15 protein-coding genes and 1 pseudogene are annotated in these 16,470 nt (G+C 63.1%); 6 read left to right on the top strand and 10 right to left on the bottom strand.

Going from position 1 to position 16,470, the window contains the following annotated elements; translation table 11 throughout:
• Nucleotides 1-3: 3 nt before the first annotated feature.
• The 9 genes from KBX19_RS04470 to KBX19_RS04430 form a co-directional block, all read right to left on the bottom strand.
• Nucleotides 4-543, bottom strand: coding sequence for a DUF421 domain-containing protein (locus KBX19_RS04470; protein ID WP_255997638.1), 540 nt, complete (start codon nt 541-543; stop codon nt 4-6).
• Nucleotides 543-2,171, bottom strand: coding sequence for an ABC-F family ATP-binding cassette domain-containing protein (locus tag KBX19_RS04465; protein ID WP_255997637.1), 1,629 nt, complete (start codon nt 2,169-2,171; stop codon nt 543-545). Before KBX19_RS04465 ends, KBX19_RS04470 begins: the two co-directional genes overlap by 1 nt.
• A gap of 32 nt (nt 2,172-2,203) precedes the next feature.
• Nucleotides 2,204-2,632, bottom strand: a complete 429-nt coding sequence (locus KBX19_RS04460) for a metal-sulfur cluster assembly factor (RefSeq protein WP_040424440.1) — start codon at nt 2,630-2,632, stop codon at nt 2,204-2,206.
• Between the two features lie 71 nt (nt 2,633-2,703).
• The gene (gene sufU, locus KBX19_RS04455; protein WP_005290083.1) at nt 2,704-3,153 is read right to left on the bottom strand and encodes a Fe-S cluster assembly sulfur transfer protein SufU; all 450 of its coding nucleotides are present in this window, start codon (nt 3,151-3,153) and stop codon (nt 2,704-2,706) included.
• A gap of 22 nt (nt 3,154-3,175) precedes the next feature.
• Nucleotides 3,176-4,432: a cysteine desulfurase gene (locus tag KBX19_RS04450; RefSeq protein WP_255997636.1), complete on the bottom strand. Its 1,257-nt coding sequence runs from the start codon at nt 4,430-4,432 to the stop codon at nt 3,176-3,178.
• Nucleotides 4,433-5,188, bottom strand: coding sequence for a Fe-S cluster assembly ATPase SufC (sufC, locus tag KBX19_RS04445; protein ID WP_005290079.1), 756 nt, complete (start codon nt 5,186-5,188; stop codon nt 4,433-4,435).
• A gap of 31 nt (nt 5,189-5,219) precedes the next feature.
• The gene (gene sufD, locus KBX19_RS04440; protein ID WP_255997635.1) at nt 5,220-6,401 is read right to left on the bottom strand and encodes a Fe-S cluster assembly protein SufD; all 1,182 of its coding nucleotides are present in this window, start codon (nt 6,399-6,401) and stop codon (nt 5,220-5,222) included.
• Nucleotides 6,402-7,847: a Fe-S cluster assembly protein SufB gene (gene sufB / locus KBX19_RS04435; protein ID WP_255997634.1), complete on the bottom strand. Its 1,446-nt coding sequence runs from the start codon at nt 7,845-7,847 to the stop codon at nt 6,402-6,404.
• On the bottom strand, nt 7,840-8,538 hold the full coding sequence (locus tag KBX19_RS04430; protein ID WP_255994949.1) for a metalloregulator ArsR/SmtB family transcription factor: 699 nt from the start codon (nt 8,536-8,538) through the stop codon (nt 7,840-7,842). Before KBX19_RS04430 ends, sufB begins: the two co-directional genes overlap by 8 nt.
• 114 nt (nt 8,539-8,652) lie before the next feature.
• Between KBX19_RS04430 and mptB the strand changes: the two genes are divergently transcribed.
• The 5 genes from mptB (at nt 8,653) to KBX19_RS04405 (ending at nt 14,150) form a co-directional block, all read left to right on the top strand.
• Nucleotides 8,653-10,311, top strand: a complete 1,659-nt coding sequence (gene mptB, locus KBX19_RS04425) for a polyprenol phosphomannose-dependent alpha 1,6 mannosyltransferase MptB (protein ID WP_255994950.1) — start codon at nt 8,653-8,655, stop codon at nt 10,309-10,311.
• Between the two features lie 5 nt (nt 10,312-10,316).
• Entirely contained in the window at nt 10,317-11,225 is a 909-nt protein-coding gene (locus KBX19_RS04420; RefSeq protein ID WP_255994951.1) for an ABC transporter ATP-binding protein, read from the top strand.
• A gap of 4 nt (nt 11,226-11,229) precedes the next feature.
• Entirely contained in the window at nt 11,230-12,000 is a 771-nt protein-coding gene (locus KBX19_RS04415) for an ABC transporter permease (RefSeq protein WP_005290067.1), read from the top strand.
• A gap of 82 nt (nt 12,001-12,082) precedes the next feature.
• Nucleotides 12,083-13,135 carry a heme A synthase gene (locus tag KBX19_RS04410; RefSeq protein ID WP_005290065.1) on the top strand — a complete coding sequence of 351 codons (1,053 nt, stop codon included), beginning with the start codon at nt 12,083-12,085 and terminating at the stop codon, nt 13,133-13,135.
• A 49-nt stretch (nt 13,136-13,184) separates the two neighbouring features.
• Nucleotides 13,185-14,150 carry a quinone oxidoreductase gene (locus tag KBX19_RS04405; protein ID WP_255997633.1) on the top strand — a complete coding sequence of 322 codons (966 nt, stop codon included), beginning with the start codon at nt 13,185-13,187 and terminating at the stop codon, nt 14,148-14,150.
• A 6-nt stretch (nt 14,151-14,156) separates the two neighbouring features.
• On the opposite strand, the gene KBX19_RS04400 is transcribed toward KBX19_RS04405, so the two are convergent.
• Complete coding sequence (locus KBX19_RS04400; protein ID WP_255997706.1) at nt 14,157-15,107, bottom strand: heme o synthase; 951 nt, start codon at nt 15,105-15,107, stop codon at nt 14,157-14,159.
• Between KBX19_RS04400 and KBX19_RS04395 the strand changes: the two are divergent.
• Nucleotides 15,004-16,440, top strand: a pseudogene (locus tag KBX19_RS04395) (CapA family protein). The gene KBX19_RS04400 and the pseudogene KBX19_RS04395 overlap by 104 nt on opposite strands.
• Nucleotides 16,441-16,470 lie beyond the last annotated feature (30 nt).

Genomic DNA, 16,470 nt, shown 5'->3' with positions numbered 1-16,470 from the left:
GAGTTAGGCTTCTGGGTTTCGCTTCACGGAATCGAAAAGTTCGTTCCGTTTCGGCGTGGCGGTGCCCTCCGCGGCTCCGATCACAGAGATCGTGCCGTCAGTTTCCAAGATGACCGCCGCCACATCGTCCATGCTCGACGAACCGCTGCCGCGCACTGCTTGCAGCACTTCGCGCCTAGTCACCCGCTCGTTCTTCATTGTCTTTTCGTTGAATTCGCCGGAGTAGAAGAGCAACGCTGGATCGGACTTCACCAACTTCTCGAAGGACTCAGAGCCCAAGGCCAGTTTAGAAATGAGGTATTGCCCGCCCAGAAGCACGACAATCGCGGTGACGGCCTGAGCCAACTTCACGTCGTTGCTGGTCAGGGTCGACGCGAAAATAGATCCGATGGCGATGGTGATCACGAAATCGAAGATGTTGAACTTCGACAGTGACCGCTTCCCACTGATGCGCAGCATCGCGATCAATGCAATGTAAATCAGCACACCCTTGGCTGCGGTGACACCAATGGTGGACCAGTCGTTGTAAAAGATATTCTCCATTAGGCCAGCTCCACGATCTCCATGTACTCGTCGCTCCACAAGTCCTCGTCACCTTCGGGCATGATGATGACACGCTCTGGTTCGAGGGCTTTAACGGCACCGGGATCGTGCGTGACCAGCACGACGGCACCGGTGTAAGTCTTCAAGGCGTCGAGAACCTGTTCGCGGGATTGGGGGTCGAGGTTGTTGGTGGGTTCGTCGAGAAGCAATACGTTGGCACGGGAGGAGACGAGCGTGGCGAGCGACAGGCGCGTCTTCTCGCCGCCAGAGAGCGTGCCGGCCGGCTGGTCGAGCTTGTCGCCGGAGAACATGAACGCACCGAGGAGGCCGCGCAGATCCTGCTGGCCGGCGTCGGGGCAGGCCGCGATGGTGTTTTCCCAGACGGACTTGTCGCCGTCGATCGTGTCGTGCTCCTGAGCGAAATAACCGATCTTCAGGCCGTTGCCTGTCACAAGGCCGCCCCCGCCGTCGGTGCGCTCCACACCGGCGAGCAGTTTGAGCAGCGTCGTCTTGCCGGCACCGTTGGTGCCCAGCACGACCACGCGCGACCCCTTGTCAATGGCCAGGTCCACGCCCGCGAAGACTTCGAGCGAGCCGTACATCTTCGTCAGGCCTCTGCCAAACAGCGGAGTCTTACCGCAGGGGGCAGGCTCCGGGAAGCTGATGGAGGCGACCTTGTCGGCGACTCGGACGTCGTCAAGCTCGTTCATCATGCGGTCGGCACGCGCGAGCATCTGCTTCGCAGCTGCGGCCTTCGTCGCCTTCGCACCCAGCTTGGCGGCTTGCTTCTGCAGCGCAGATGCCTTTTTCTCCGCGTTGGCGCGCTCCCGGCGGCGGCGGGCCTCGTCCTCGGCGCGGGCGTCTTTGTACTTGGAGAAGCCCATGTTGTACACGTCGGCCTCACCGCGGACAGCGTCGAGGAACCACACCTTGTTGCACACTTGGTCGAGCAGCTCGACATCGTGGGAGATCATGATCAACCCGCCCTCGTGCTTGGACAGAAAGTCACGTAGCCAGGTGATGGAATCGGCGTCGAGGTGGTTGGTCGGCTCGTCGAGAAGCAACGTCGTCGTGGACTTGCCTGCGCCGTCGTTAGCGGCAAAGAGGATTTGTGCGAGCTCGACGCGGCGGCGCTGACCGCCCGAAAGCGTCTTGAGCGGCTGGTCGAGAATGCGCGACGGGAGGCCGAGGTTGTCGCAGATCTGCGCCGCCTCCGCGTCGGCTTCGTATCCGCCAAGGGCCTGATAGCGCTCCTCGAGGCGCGAGTACTTCGAAATCGCAGTGTCGCGCTTGGCGCCGTCCTCGACCTCCATGATTTCCTGCTGGCGCTCCATGGAGGCGCGGATCCGGTCGAGCCCGCGGGCCGAGAGCACGCGATCACGCGCAGTCTGTTCAATGTTGCCCTCGCGGGAGTCCTGCGGGAGGTACCCGATCTCCCCGGAGCGCGTCACCGTGCCGCCGTAGGGCTCGGTCTCCCCCGACAGGATGCGCATCGTCGTGGTTTTACCCGCGCCGTTGCGCCCGACCAAGCCGATCCGGTCGCCGGCTTGCACACGCAGGTGCTGGCCAGGGGCGTTCAGCAGGGTACGCGCGCCGACGCGGACTTCAAGGTCGTTGGTGACAATCACAAGGGGTCACTCTACCCCCGCGGTCAAATCACCTAGACGGCGAACCCGAGGGCACGCAGCTGCTCGCGGCCGTCCTCGGTGATCATGTGCGGGCCCCACGGCGGCATCCATACCCAGTGCAGAGCGATGGCATCGACGGTGCCAGAGCCGACAGCGGCAGCTTCGACCTGCTCTTCAATCACATCAGTGAGAGGGCACGCCGGCGAGGTCAGCGTCATGCTGATCACAGCTGTCTTCTTTCCGCCCTCTTCCTCGATCCACAGGTCGTAGACGAGACCCAAGTCGACGACGTTGATGCCCAGCTCGGGGTCAATCACGTCGTGCATGTACTCAGCGACGTCAGCGGCAATCTGAATCTGCTCTTCGGTCTGCTCGGGTCGCTCACCGGGCCCGTCGAAGCTGGAGGATCCGTCCTTCTCCTGATCCTCCTGGGCCTCTTGCGCCGCCTGAGCGGTCTCCATGTCGGTCGGGGCGAGCTCGCCGTTCTCGTCGACAGCGTTGTTGAACGTGTTGTCGGTGGGGTTGGTCATGTCTACTCCTTCTCGTTCAGCGCATCGCTCGTGGCGGCCTGGAAAGCCTTCCAGCCGAGCAGGGCGCACTTCACGCGTGCGGGGAACTTTGCTACACCGGCAAAGGCAATGCCGTCGCCGATCATTCCTGGGTCGCCTTCTTCCTCGCCCTTGGAGGTGATCATCAGCTCGAAGGCGTCGAGCTTCTTCATCGCCTCCGCCACGGGAAGACCGATGACCTCCTCCGTGAGCACGCTTGTCGACGCCTGCGAGATCGAGCACCCGACCGCATCATAGGAGATGTCCTCAACGGTGTTCCCGTCCTCAGACAGCTGCACGCGCAGGGTCAGCTCATCGCCGCAGGAAGGGTTGACGTGGTGCACCTCAGCGTCGAAGGGGTCGCGCAAGCCGGCGTTCTGCGGGTTCTTGTAGTGGTCGAGGATGACCTCTTGATACATCGCTTCTAAGTTCATAGTGCTCCCTAGAACGCCGTGGCTAGCCGAAGAATTCCTTGGCGTGACCGATGGCGCTGACAAGCGCGTCGATCTCGTCGGTGGTGTTGTACAGGTAGAAGCTCGCGCGTGCCGTGGACTGGGCGTTCAGGCCGCGGTGAGCGGGCCACGCACAGTGGTGCCCCACACGGATGCACACGCCACGGGAATCAAGGACTTGGCCCATGTCGTGCGGGTGAATCCCGTCAACAGTGAAGGACACCGCTCCCCCGCGCATCTCCGGCGTTGCCGGGCCGGCGAGACGCAGCCCGTCGATCTCCTGCATGCGCTCGAGTGCGTAGGCGGTGAGCATGTGCTCGTGAGCCTGGATGTTCTCCATGCCGACTTCGTTCAGAAAATCGACAGCTGCGCCAAGCCCAACAACCTGACTGGTCATCTGCGTGCCAGCCTCGAAGCGCTGCGGAGCAGGCGCAAAGGTCGATCCCTCCATGCGCACGACCTCGATCATCGAGCCACCGGTGAGGAACGGCGGAAGCTGATTCAGCAGCTCCCCCTTGCCGTAGACGACACCGATGCCGGACGGGCCGCACATCTTGTGGCCGGAAAAGGCCGCGAAGTCGACATCGAGGGCGTGGAAATCCACCGGCTGGTGCGGCACGGACTGGCACGCGTCGAGCACGGTGAGCGCTCCCACGTCCTTTGCGCGGCGCACAATTTCGGCGACATCCGGAATTGCGCCAGTCACGTTGGACTGGTGGGTGAACGCCACAACCTTGACGGTCTCGTCGAGCTCGAGAGAATCGAGGTCGATGCGGCCGTCGTCGGTCAGCGTGTACCACTTCAACGTCGCACCAGTGCGGCGCGCAAGCTCCTGCCACGGCACCAGATTGGCGTGGTGCTCCAGCTCCGTGATGACGATCGTGTCGTCGGAGGTGATTTGAAGGTCACCGGCTCGATTGTCGCCAAGCGTGAAGGCGACAAGGTTGAGCGCTTCCGTCGCGTTCTTCGTGAACGCGATCTCGTGGCCTTCCGCACCAACGAACGCGGCGATCTTCTCGCGCGCGGACTCGTAAGCGTCGGTGGCCTCCTCTGCGAGCTGGTAGGCACCGCGGTGCACCGGGGCGAAGGTGTTCAGTACGAACTCTTCCTCTGCGCGCCAGACGCGCCCAGGCCGCTGGGAGGTCGCACCGGAGTCCAAATAGACCAACGGCACGTCGTCGCGAACCGTGCGGTGCAGAATCGGAAACTCGGCGCGCACCGCAGCCACGTCGAGCGTGCCGTCGGGGTTAAGAAACGTCATTTAGACGAACGCCTCGTATCCCTCGGACTCGAGCTTCTCAGCCAGCTCAAAGCCGCCGGAGTGCTTGATCACGCCGTCCGCGAAGATGTGGACGTGGTCCGGGCGCACGTAGTTGAGGATGCGCTGGTAGTGGGTGATCATCAGGATGCCGCCGTCGGTCTCCTGCTGGTAGCGGTTGATGCCCTCAGAGACAATGCGTAGCGCGTCGACGTCGAGGCCGGAGTCGGTCTCGTCCATCACGGCGAACTTCGGCTTCATCAGGGCGAGCTGCATGACCTCGTGGCGCTTCTTCTCACCACCGGAGAAGCCTTCGTTCACGGCACGCTCGGAGAACGACGGGTCGATCTTCAGGTCGTCGCGGGCCTGGTTGAGCTCCTGAACCCACTCGCGCAGCTTCGGTGCCTCGCCGCGCACGGCGGTGACGGCGGAGCGCATGAAGTTCGAGGAGGACACGCCCGGAACCTCGACCGGGTACTGCATGGCCAGGAAGAGGCCGGCGCGTGCGCGCTCGTCGACTTCCATGTCGAGGATATTCTCGCCATCGAGAAGCACCTCACCGTCAGTCACCTCGTAGGACGGGTGGCCGGACAAGGTGTAGGCCAGGGTGGACTTGCCGGAGCCGTTCGGGCCCATGATGGCGTGGGTCTCACCGGAGTTGATGGTCAGGTTGACGCCCTTGAGGATCGGGGTCGGCTCCTGCCCCTCCTCGAGCGGGAGGACCGAAGCGTGAAGGTTCTTGATTTCAAGCGTGGACATAGTGCTCTTTCTAGATTGGAAGGGTCAGGGTTTACAGTTCGACGTTCTCGAGCTCGCCGGAGACGCGGTTAATCAGCTCTTCGCGCACATTCTCAACCGGGATGCGGTTGAGAACCTCGTTGAAGAAGCCGCGGACAATGAGGCGGCGTGCCTCGCCGTCGGGGATACCGCGGGACTTGAGGTAGAACAACTGCTCCTCGTCGAATCGGCCAACGGTGGCGGCGTGGCCTGCGCCCGGGATGTCACCGGTCTCGATCTCGAGGTTCGGGATCGCGTCAGCGCGTGCGCCGTCAGTCAAAACGATGTTGCGGTTGGCCTCGTAGGTCTCCGTGCCGGAAGCGTTGGAGCGGATGAGCACGTCGCCGACCCAACAGGTGCGGGCATCGGGAAGCTTGGAGTCCTTGTCGCCCTGCAGTGCACCCTTGTACAGCACGTTGGAGCGGCAGTACGGGTGGTTGTGGTCCACCAGCAGCCGGTTTTCGATGTACTGCCCATCGTCGGCGTAGTAGACACCGGTCAGCTCGACGTCACCGCCGGAGCCTGCGTACTTCACGCGCGGGGTGTTGCGGACCAGCTCACCGCCGAAGGTGGCTACGGTGTGGCGCAGCACGGCGTCGCGGCCGCAGACGATGCTTTGCGCACCGACGTGAACGGCGTCGTTGTTCCACTGCTCGTCGACCACGACGTTGACCTGCGCGTTGTCACCGATGACGAAGTTGACGTTGTCGGCGTGGGTGCCGGAGCCTTCGTACTGCACCAGGATGGTAGCGGTCGCGCTCTGGCCCACCTCGATGTGGAGGCCGGAGAAGGTGGTCACGCCCAGACCTGCACCGGTGGTGGTGATGACCACTGGCTCGGTCAGCTCGGCGTTCGCCGGGACGGAAACAATCGTCGCGTGCGGCATGGAGGTCCATGCCTGAGCAGCGATGCGGTCGACCGGGGCGGACGTGGTCTTGAGTCGCTCGTCGTCAGGCGACACCTGCTCCACGGTGACCTCGGCCGGGCCGGACACGTTGACCTGCGCCTCACCCTGGTCCGGGAAGGTGCCGTTGTGCAGCCCACGCAGGCGGCGCAGGGACACGAAACGCCAGATTTCGTCGCGGCCCTGCGGAACCTCGAAGTCGTTGACCTCGTAGGAGGCGAACAGGTCACCCTTGTTGTCGTGGAACGTGGCGTTGCCGACGCGTTCCTTCTTGGTAACGGTCTCGGTCAATTAACCCACCGATCCTTCCATCTGCAGTTCAATGAGGCGGTTGAGCTCGAGCGCGTACTCCATCGGGAGCTCCTTGGCGATCGGCTCGATGAAGCCGCGGACGATCATCGCCATCGCGTCTTCCTCGGAGATGCCGCGCGACATTAGGTAGAACAGCTGCTCTTCGCTGACCTTGGACACCTTGGCCTCGTGGCCCAGGGTGACGTGGTCGTTGCGGATGTCGTTGTACGGGTAGGTGTCGGTGCGCGAGATGTTGTCCACCAGCAGTGCGTCGCACTCGATGTTGGAGGTGGAGTTCTTCGCGTTGGCGTTGATCTGCACCAGGCCGCGGTAGGCCGCGCGGCCGCCGTTGCGGGAGACGGACTTGGACACGATGTTGGAGGACGTATTCGGCGCCATGTGGACGACCTTGGCACCGGTGTCCTGGGTCTGGCCTTCGCCACAGAACTGCGCGGAGAGGACTTCGCCGCGGGCGTTCGGGCCGGTCATCCAGACAGCCGGGTACTTCATGTTCACCTTGGAGCCGATGTTGCCGTCGACCCACTCCATCGTGGCACCTTCTTCGGCGCGGGCACGCTGGGTGACCAGGTTGTAGACGTTGGTGGACCAGTTCTGGATCGTGGTGTAGCGGCAGCGCGCGTTCTTCTTCACGATGATCTCCACCACGGCCGCGTGCAGCGAGTCGGACTGGTAGATCGGAGCGGTGCAGCCCTCGACGTAGTGGACGTACGCGTCCTCGTCGACGACGATGAGCGTGCGCTCAAACTGACCCATGTTCTCGGTGTTGATGCGGAAGTATGCCTGCAGCGGGATCTCCACGTGCACACCCTTGGGCACGTAGATGAAGGAACCGCCGGACCACACAGCAGCGTTCAGCGCGGAGAACTTGTTGTCGCCAGCCGGGACGACGGAGCCAAAGTACTCCTTGAACAGCTCCGGGTATTCGCGCAGACCGGTGTCGGTGTCAACGAAGATGACGCCCTGCTCCTCCAAGTCCTCGCGGATCTTGTGGTAGACGACCTCGGACTCGTACTGCGCAGCGACACCTGCGACGAGGCGCTGCTTCTCAGCCTCCGGGATGCCCAGCTTGTCGTAGGTGTTCTTGATGTCCTCCGGCAGGTCCTCCCAGCTGGTGGCCTGCTTCTCGGTGGAGCGGACGAAGTACTTGATCTGGTCGAAATCAATGCCGGACAGATCCGGGCCCCACGACGGCAGCGGCTTCTTGTTGTAGATGTCCAGTGCCTTCAAGCGCTGCTCGAGCATCCACTCCGGCTCATTCTTGGCTGCGGAGATGTCGCGCACGACCTGCTCGTCGAGGCCGCGGCGGGCAGCCGCACCAGCCTCGTCAGAGTCGTGCCACCCGTAGTTGTACGGGCCCATCGACTCAATAATCTCATCGTCATTCATCGGCTTTTCCAGGCCGGGTGCGGGAGTCGTACTAGTCATCGTCTCCGCTCCTTTCCTTGTGGGTTCCTCCAGCTTGGGCATTGCTTGCAGTGCCGTCAGCGCGGCTGATGTGGGCTGTGCAGACACCGTCCCCGTTAGCGATGAGCGCCAGCGGGGACACAGCGGCTCCAACGAGCTCCGCGATCAGCTCGTGCTCGGCTTCACATATCTCCGGGTATTCGGCGGCGACCGCATGAATGGGACAGTGACGCTGGCACAGTTGCAGAGACGAGCCTACGTTGTCCGCGTTCGCGGCGTAGCCATGGGCTGCGAAAGCGGCTGCAACATCACGCGTTCGCTTATCGACGTCCCCTTCACCAGCGACATCACCCAGCACCTTCTCCGCGCGTTTCCGGGCGAGATTCTTCACCGCGTCACGCCCGCCGAGGGCTTCCACTTCAGCGAACGCCGCCAGTGCGAGCTCATCGTAACCGTGTCCGTTGCGTTCACGACCGTCCCGGGTGAGCTGGTAATACTTCGCCGGACGGCCGCGGGTGGCAGGGCCAGTTGTGTCAGCCTCGGCGAGTTCCGCCAGACCTTCTGCAAGCAGTTTGTCTAGGTGCCTGCGCACGCCGGCGGGCGTGATGCCCACCTTCTCAGCCAGTTCGGCGACGGTCACAGGCCGCGACGTGAGCATCGCGGACATGATCAGGCGGCGCGTCTCGCCGTCAGTGGAACGGGTGACTGCCATTGCCGTCTCCTTTCCGTGAACTCACAACACCTTTAGACATCACTAGTGTGCCTTAAATCGATCACGCTCGGCAACGGGGGTCGGGTGTCGGAGCCGTTTTGTACACTGACCGGTGTGAAAATCCGTCCCGCTCCTGCCAAGCAACCGCTTGCCCGTTTCACGGGCGAGCTACCCCGCTTGGGCCGGCCGGGTTCGCGCTCTGCCGAACTACACGCGGCCGAACTACACGCGGGAATGATCGAAGGCACTCCCTCCGTCCAGCCTAGCGTGTGGGAGCGTAACCGCTTCGAAGTCCTGCGCGTGCTCGGCGTCATCGGCACTTTACTCATGGGCCTCGGAGGCTTAGGCGGCGGAGCGCTACCCGTGGTCAACAACGCCTACGGTTCTTTCCCTTTCGGCGCGTTGATGGGGCGGATGATGGTGGCATCATCAAGCATTGTGCTGCTGGGCGTCGCCCTCGTTGTTCTGGCGTGGTTGCTCATGGGCACCTTCGTCGGCGCTGCCGGCGGACCGTCGCGTGTCGGGGTGCCGGTGCTGCTGCGCACATTCGCGGTCTGGGTGGCGCCCCTGGTGTTCACCGCTCCCCTGTTCACGCAGGACATCTATTCCTATCTCGCGCAGGGGTCGATCGTCGCACAGGGCATGGACCCCTATTCCGCAGGGCCTGTGGAGCTGCTCGGGCGAGAGAACCCGCTGGCGCGTTCCGTGCCGTTCATTTGGGCCGAATCGCCCAGCCCCTACGGACCGGTGGCGCTGGGGATCTCGGCGGGAATCTCCATCCTCACGGGCGACTCGGTGTTCTGGGGTGTCGTGTGTCACCGGCTGGTGTCACTAGCGGGTGTTGCGGCCGCAGCGTGGGGCGTCGTGGCGCTTGCTCGCCGCTGCAACGTTTCCGGTGCGGTGGCGGTGTGGATGGGCGTGCTCAACCCTTTGGTGATTCTCCACTTGGTCGGCGGGATCCATAATGAGGCCGTGATGATGGGCATCCTGCTCATCGGTCTGGAACTAGGTCTGCGCGGCATTGACGCGCTCAATGCTGGCCTGGTGAAACGTCGGGGCGTCGTGTTGCTGGTCGTTTCGGGTGCGTTGATCACGTGCGCCGGCATGGTGAAAGTGCCCGGCTTCCTCGCGCTCGGCTTCGTCGGCATGTCGCTCGCGCGCCGGTGGGGTGGCTGGACCGGCATCGCCAAAGCCGCTGCAGTGCAGACGCTCATCATGGTGACCACGATCGCCGCTGTCACCGTGGCCACTCGCATCGGGCTGGGTTGGGTGACGGGCCAGGGCGGTGCCGCGTCAATACGCAGCTGGCTCTCACTGACCACCGACATCGGCGTGATCTCCGCATTCTTCGCCCAGCTACTGGGCTTGGGCGACCATTCTGAAGCGACACTCGCCATTGCTCGCACCGTGGGGTTGGTGGTCGCAGTCGCGTTCTGCGTGCGCATGCTGTGGGCGACGTTCAAGGGCACGATTCACCCCGTTGGGGGGTTAGGCGTGGCCACGCTCGTCCTCGTGCTTCTTTTCCCTGTTGTTCATCCCTGGTACCCGCTGTGGGGCATCATGCCGCTTGCCGCCTGGGCCAACCGCAGGTTCTTCCGGGTGGCTGTAGCTGGGTATTCGGCGGTTTTCAGTTTCCTCGTACTGCCGCGGGGGCTCGCCCTCCCAGCGGGGACCGTAGTGACTATCTACTCATTGCTCATCGTTTCGGCGCTGATTCTCGCGCTGATGGCGTGTGGGTGGTTAAAGGCCCGGGGCAGCAAAGTCTTACACTGACGGCAATGAGTACAGATGAGGTTGCCCTGCGTGTGAGCAACGTGGTGAAGACTTTCGGCAGCACCACTGCTGTCAATGGAATGTCCTTTGCTGCTCGCCGCGGCGAAGTGCTCGCCTTGCTCGGCCCGAACGGCGCTGGCAAGACCACCACGATTGAGATGTGTGAAGGATTCACCACCCCTACTTCCGGCTCGATCGACGTATTGGGGATGGACCCGCAAACAGAGCCAGAAAAGGTGCGCGAGCGCATCGGCATCATGCTCCAAGGCGGCGGTTCCTACTCCGGCATTCGCGTCAAGGAGATGCTCAATCTCACCGCCTCCTACAACGCAGATCCACTCGATCCCGAATGGCTCATGGACGTCCTCGGCCTGCGGTCAGTGGCATCGACGACGTACCGGCGGCTCTCGGGCGGCCAGCAGCAACGCCTATCGCTTGCGCTGGCGCTCATCGGGCGCCCTGAGCTCGTTTTTCTCGACGAGCCGACCGCCGGCATGGATGCCCAGTCACGGCGCACCGTGTGGCAGCTCATCAGCGCTTTGCGCCGCGACGGCGTGACCATCATCCTCACCACACACCTCATGGACGAGGCAGAAGAGTTGGCCGACAACGTGGTGATCGTCGACCAAGGCGCGGTCATCGCAGAAGGCAGCCCTACCGAACTCATTGCCGAAGGCGCTTCTGAAACGCTCGAAGTGCGCACTGTTGGCAGCCTCGACGTGGCTGCTCTCCCCGACCTGCAAGAGGTGGAGCCAGGGTTGTACCAGCTCATTGCCGCACCCACGCCAAAGATCATCGCCGCCGTAGCGAGTGAAGCCGCACGGCAGGGAGTACTGATCAGCTCCATGGGCACACGCCGCCGCAGTTTGGAGGACGTCTTCCTGGATCTCACGGGAAGAGAGTTGAGGGCCTGACACCATGACCACTACCGATTTCCCACCCGGCACCTTCACCCCGGCTCCGCAGCGGGCGAGCGCCGCGGCGATGGCGGCAGCGCAAGGCCGCATCGAGTCGAAGCTCATGCTCCGCCACGGAGAGCAACTGCTGCTCAACCTCATCGTGCCGGCAGCCATCCTCATCGGTGCCGTGTTCGTGCCCGTCTTAGGCGACAATGTCACCCTCAATGAGCTTGTCCCCATGGTCTTCTCCATCGCCGCGGCCGGTGCCGGGTTCACCGGACAAGCCATCGCGTTGGCGTTTGACCGCCGCTACGGGGCACTCAAACGCACAGGCGCATCAGGCGTGCCAGCGTGGACAATCATCGCCGGGAAGGTCATCGGCGTGCTGTCTACCGTGGTGGTGCAGATTCTCGTGCTCGGCGCAATCGCGCTGTTCTTAGGATGGCGGGTTTCCGTCGGCGGAGCGTTGCTGGGGTTGCTTACTCTGCTCATCGGTGTCACTGCGTTCACGGCGTTGGGGTTGCTGTTGGGGGGCACGCAGTCGTCGGAAAGCGTGCTTGCCAGCGCGAACCTGATCTGGTTGCTACTGCTCGCCGTACTGGGGTGGGTCGTCTACGCCGGTCTCCTCGGCTCGCCTGGGGTGTGGGACGTGGTGCCCACCGTGGCGCTCGCGAGCGCGATGACCGGCGCGTTGAACGGCACTATCTACCTCACCGCGTGGATGTCGCTGTCCGCTTGGACAATTTTGGCGGTTTTGGGAACTATCCGGTGGTTCCGTTTCGACGGATAAAGAGCGGGCCAGATTAGACATTGGCGCCGCGAAAAGTAGATGATCAAAGCAGCACTGGTACCGCAAAGGAGAAGGGCCCGACGTGAGCACGACAACCCAGGACGACAATCGGACATTCCGTGAGAAGATCCGCGACGTGCCGTCGGTCAAGACTCAGCGCATCTTCGCGCTCATCATGCTCATCGCGCAGGGCGGGATCACCTTCACCGGCTCACTCGTGCGCGTCACCGGTTCCGGGCTGGGCTGCAACACATGGCCGCTGTGCCACGAGGGATCACTGTTCCCGGTGCCGGGCGCGGCGCCGTGGGTGCAGCAGGTCATCGAGTTCGGCAACCGCACCCTGACATTCGTGGTGGTCGCGACGACGATCCTCGTGTTCTGGGCTGTCATGAAGGCTGGTCGACGCAACTCGATCATTGTGCTGTCAGTGCTTTCCGGTCTTGGCGTTGTCCTGCAGGCCGTCATCGGCGGCATCTCGGTATTGCTGGACCTGCAGTGGTGGTCTGTAGCCATTCACTTCCTGCCGTCGATGCTGCTCGTCTGGATCGCTGCTGTTCTCTACATGCGCATTAAAGAGCCTGACGATGTCGCACCCACCGAGCGCTTCTCCCCCGCTACCCGTTCTCTGGTCGTCGTCGCAGCGGTCGCGCTGTGCCTCGTTTTGGTGACCGGCACGATGGTCACCGGTTCCGGCCCGCACTCCGGCGATTCCGGTGTGGGAATGGAAGGTCGCCTGGCTATCGACACGCAGCTGCTCGCGTACGCGCACGCGGCGTGCATGTACATCTACCTTGTGTTCACCCTCATCGCTGTCTACATGCTGCGCCGTCAGAACGCCCCGAAGGACGCGTTCAACACCGCGTTGGTGCTCGTGGCCATGATCGTCGTGCAGTGGGCCATCGGTGTGGGCCAGTTCTACCTGGGTGTGCCGCGCTGGACGGTGCCCATGCACATCATCATGTCCTCTGTGGTGGTGGCCTACAGCGCGTTCCTGTACAGCCACGGCAGCCGCCGGCTTCCCCTCCTTGAGCCGCACCAGCACAACACGCTCGCGAACCGGGATGCCCTCGACTCCAGCAGCAACCCCAGCGACCCTAGCGACCCCAGCGACCCAAGCACCGCTGCCGCCGTCTAAAACGGGGTGAACCGGCCCCGCAGCGCCGGGCGGCACGTAGCCTGGAGCCATGAAGGCTATCCAGATCACCCAGCACGGCGGCCCCGACGTCCTCACCGTCGTCGAGACAGCGGACCCCACACCACAGGACCATCAGGTTCTCGTGGAGGTGCTCTACGCGGGTGTCAACTACATTGACACCTATTTCCGCGAGGGCATCTACCACAGCGAGCTGCCCTTCATTCCGGGCAAGGAAGGCTGCGGCCGCGTCATCCACGACCCGCGCGGTGAGATCGCCGACGGCACTGTTGTCGCCTGGGCCTCCGCCGAAGGGTCCTACGCGGAAAAGGTCTGCGTGGACCGCGCCCGCCTCGTCGCCGTACCGGACTCGATTTCACCCGAGGTTGCCGCTTCGATGCTGCTGCAGGGCATGACCGCCCACTACCTGCTCTACGGGGTGCGGGACACTCAGCAAGGCGATTCCATGCTGGTCACTGCTGGGGCGGGCGGCGTGGGTCTGTTGCTCACCCAGCTCGCCCACGCCCAGGGCGCGACGGTCTATTCCGTGGTGTCTACCGATGAGAAAGAAGAACTCGCCTACGCCGCCGGGGCGACCGAGGTGTTCCGTTACAGCGAGGGCTTGGCGGAAACCGTGCGGCGGCGAAACGCTGGCCGTGGGGTCGACGTGGTGTATGACGGCGTGGGCAAAGACACCTTCCAGGAATCGCTCGAGGCGGTCCGCCCACGCGGCTTGGTCTGCCTTTTCGGCGCCGCGTCAGGCCCGGTGGAGCCGTTTGACCCGCAGCTATTGAACAAGCACGGCTCGATCTTCCTCACCCGTCCGTCGCTTGGCGCGTACACCGCGACCGACGACGAGTTCCGGATGCGCGCGCAAGCCGTCGTGCGCGCGGTTGAGGAGGGAGCGCTCAACATCCGCGTCCACGAGCCCTACGCGCTTGACGACGCTTCCCGCGCCCACCACGACCTTCAATCCCGCAGCACGACCGGCTCCGTCGTGTTGAAAGTGGCCGATTAGCGGCGCTTAGGCGGGGAAGAGTTCCGCGATCGTCGGTAAACCGAGGATGGCGTCGACGGACAGTCCGAGGAAGAGCACTGCCAAGTAGTTGTTCGACAAAATGAACAGCTTGAGCGGCTTGACGTCTTCGCCACGCTTGATGGCGTTGTGCAGGCGCGTGGCCATGAGCAGGAAGGCCGCCCCGGACAGTGCAGCGACTGCGAGGTAAATCCAGGATGTCGCCGGGACGAGTGCCAGCGAGATGAGCACGGTCAGCCACGAGTAGATGAGGATCTGTTTCGTGGTTTCTTCCGGGCTGGCGACGACAGGTAGCATCGGTACGTTCGCACGGGCGTAGTCGTCCTTGTACTTCATGGCCAGGGCCCACGTGTGCGGCGGTGTCCAGAAGAAGATGATGAGAAACAGCACGACCGCCTGCCACCATCGGTCCGGGCTACCGTCGGAAACATTACTGCGGATGACAGCCCAGCCGACCATGACCGGCATGCAGCCGGCCGCGCCGCCCCAGATGACGTTCTGCCAGGTCTTGCGCTTGAGCCACTTGGTGTAGACGAAGATGTAGAACCAGTTGGTCAGGATGATGAAGAACGCGGCCAACCAGGACTTGCACACCAGCCCCAGCCACAGAACCGACAGGATCAGCAGCGCCCATGCGAAAACTCGGGCGCGTTCCTTCGTCACCGTGTGGCGGACCAGCGGGCGGGCACGGGTGCGCCCCATCTTCTGGTCAATGTCGTAGTCGGCGACCATGTTGAACGTGTTTGCCGCACCGGCCCCCATCCAGCCACCGAAGAGGGTGGCCAGGATGAGCAGAACGTGGACTTCACCACGGTCCGCCTGCAGCATTGCCGGGATGGCGGCGACCAGCAAGAGCTCAATGACCCTCGGCTTCGTCAACGCGAAATACGCCTTGATGGTCTCCAACAAATACTCCTCAACAACACACGTTTCACACAGCGGGGATTCGCTCTGGGATGGTTCCTCCCGGGGCCGAACCAGTAGAGAACTAGTCGGCAATGTCAGCGCAGAAGTTCCCGGGATCCCCGCAAACACCCGGATATCGTACCGCTGGAAAGCATGCGGGCGGAAATCACATACTGATAAATTGAAATGCATGTCCCGCCGCGTCACATTCACCGTGGTTTCCGCTATCACCATGGTTTCCGCCGCAACAATGAGCTCCTGCAGCCTCGTTGATCAAGCCGTGCAGTCCTCCCCTTCTATACCGGCAGACTCTGGTGAGGACACCGCTGCGGCGCTTCCAGAGCAAGACGACATCGAGGCGTCGATCACGATCCGCTCCATTGGCGACATCCTCCCCCATGAAGAGGTTTACGCCGACGCGGCGAACCGTGCGGGCGGGACCGGCTACAACTTTGCGCCAATGCTCGACCCCGTGCGCCCGTACCTGCAAAACGCCGACATCACCACGGCGAACATGGAGGTCCCCGTCGCCGGAGAAGAACTCTTGCTTTCCGGGTACCCAGCCTTCAACTCACCCCCGGAAGTCGTCGACGCACTCTCAGGGGCAGGCGTGGACATAGTCAACAACGCTTCGAACCACTCGCTGGATCGTGGGTTGGAGGGGCTGCAAACGTCGACAAGCAATCTCCGTGAACGCTGAATGCTGTATGTGGGCAGTTACAGCTCACCTGAGGACCGTGCCACGCCGCGCGTGATCGACCGCAACGGTTTGAAGGTGGGGTTCTTGTCCTACACCTACGGTACAAACGGCATCCCGGTGCCGGAAGGGGCTGAGTGGTCGGTCAATCTCATTGGCCCCGAACTCATGCGTGCGGACATTGCTGCGTTGCGGCCAGACGTCGACGTGCTCATCGTGATCATGCACGCCGGCGAGGGATACGAGTCCTTCCCCGTGCAGTACCAAATCGACACCGCCGACACCGCGCGCCATGCTGGAGCGGATTTTGTGCTCGGCGGGCACCCGCATGTGATTGAACCGTTCCAGCGCTACCCCGACAACGAGCCGGGCCTAGGTGTCTGGTGGGGTCACGGAAACATCCTGCACGGACAATTCGCGGAGGAGACGAAGTATGGCGGCATCGGTGAATACACCATCACCCGCCGCAAAGATGGCACCTTGACGCTGGATTCAATCCGGTTCATGCCGACATACAACATGGGTATGCCGCACACGCCTGAGTTCAAAGTGATTCCGCTTGCCGACGCTGACTCGCTGCCCCACGTCGACCCCGCCGCCTCCAAAGCCGTGATCGAGCGGATGATGAACCACTACACCGACGTCGAGGTGGTCGGCTACTTGGACTAACCGCGCGCGAACCCCGGTCCCACCTGCGAC

The sequence above is a fragment of the Corynebacterium sp. CCUG 71335 genome (genome assembly GCF_024454075.1).
GTDB lineage: Bacteria > Actinomycetota > Actinomycetes > Mycobacteriales > Mycobacteriaceae > Corynebacterium > Corynebacterium genitalium.
The sequence above is the reverse complement of the archived record's forward strand: the minus strand, read 5'-3'. Positions and strand labels throughout refer to the sequence as shown.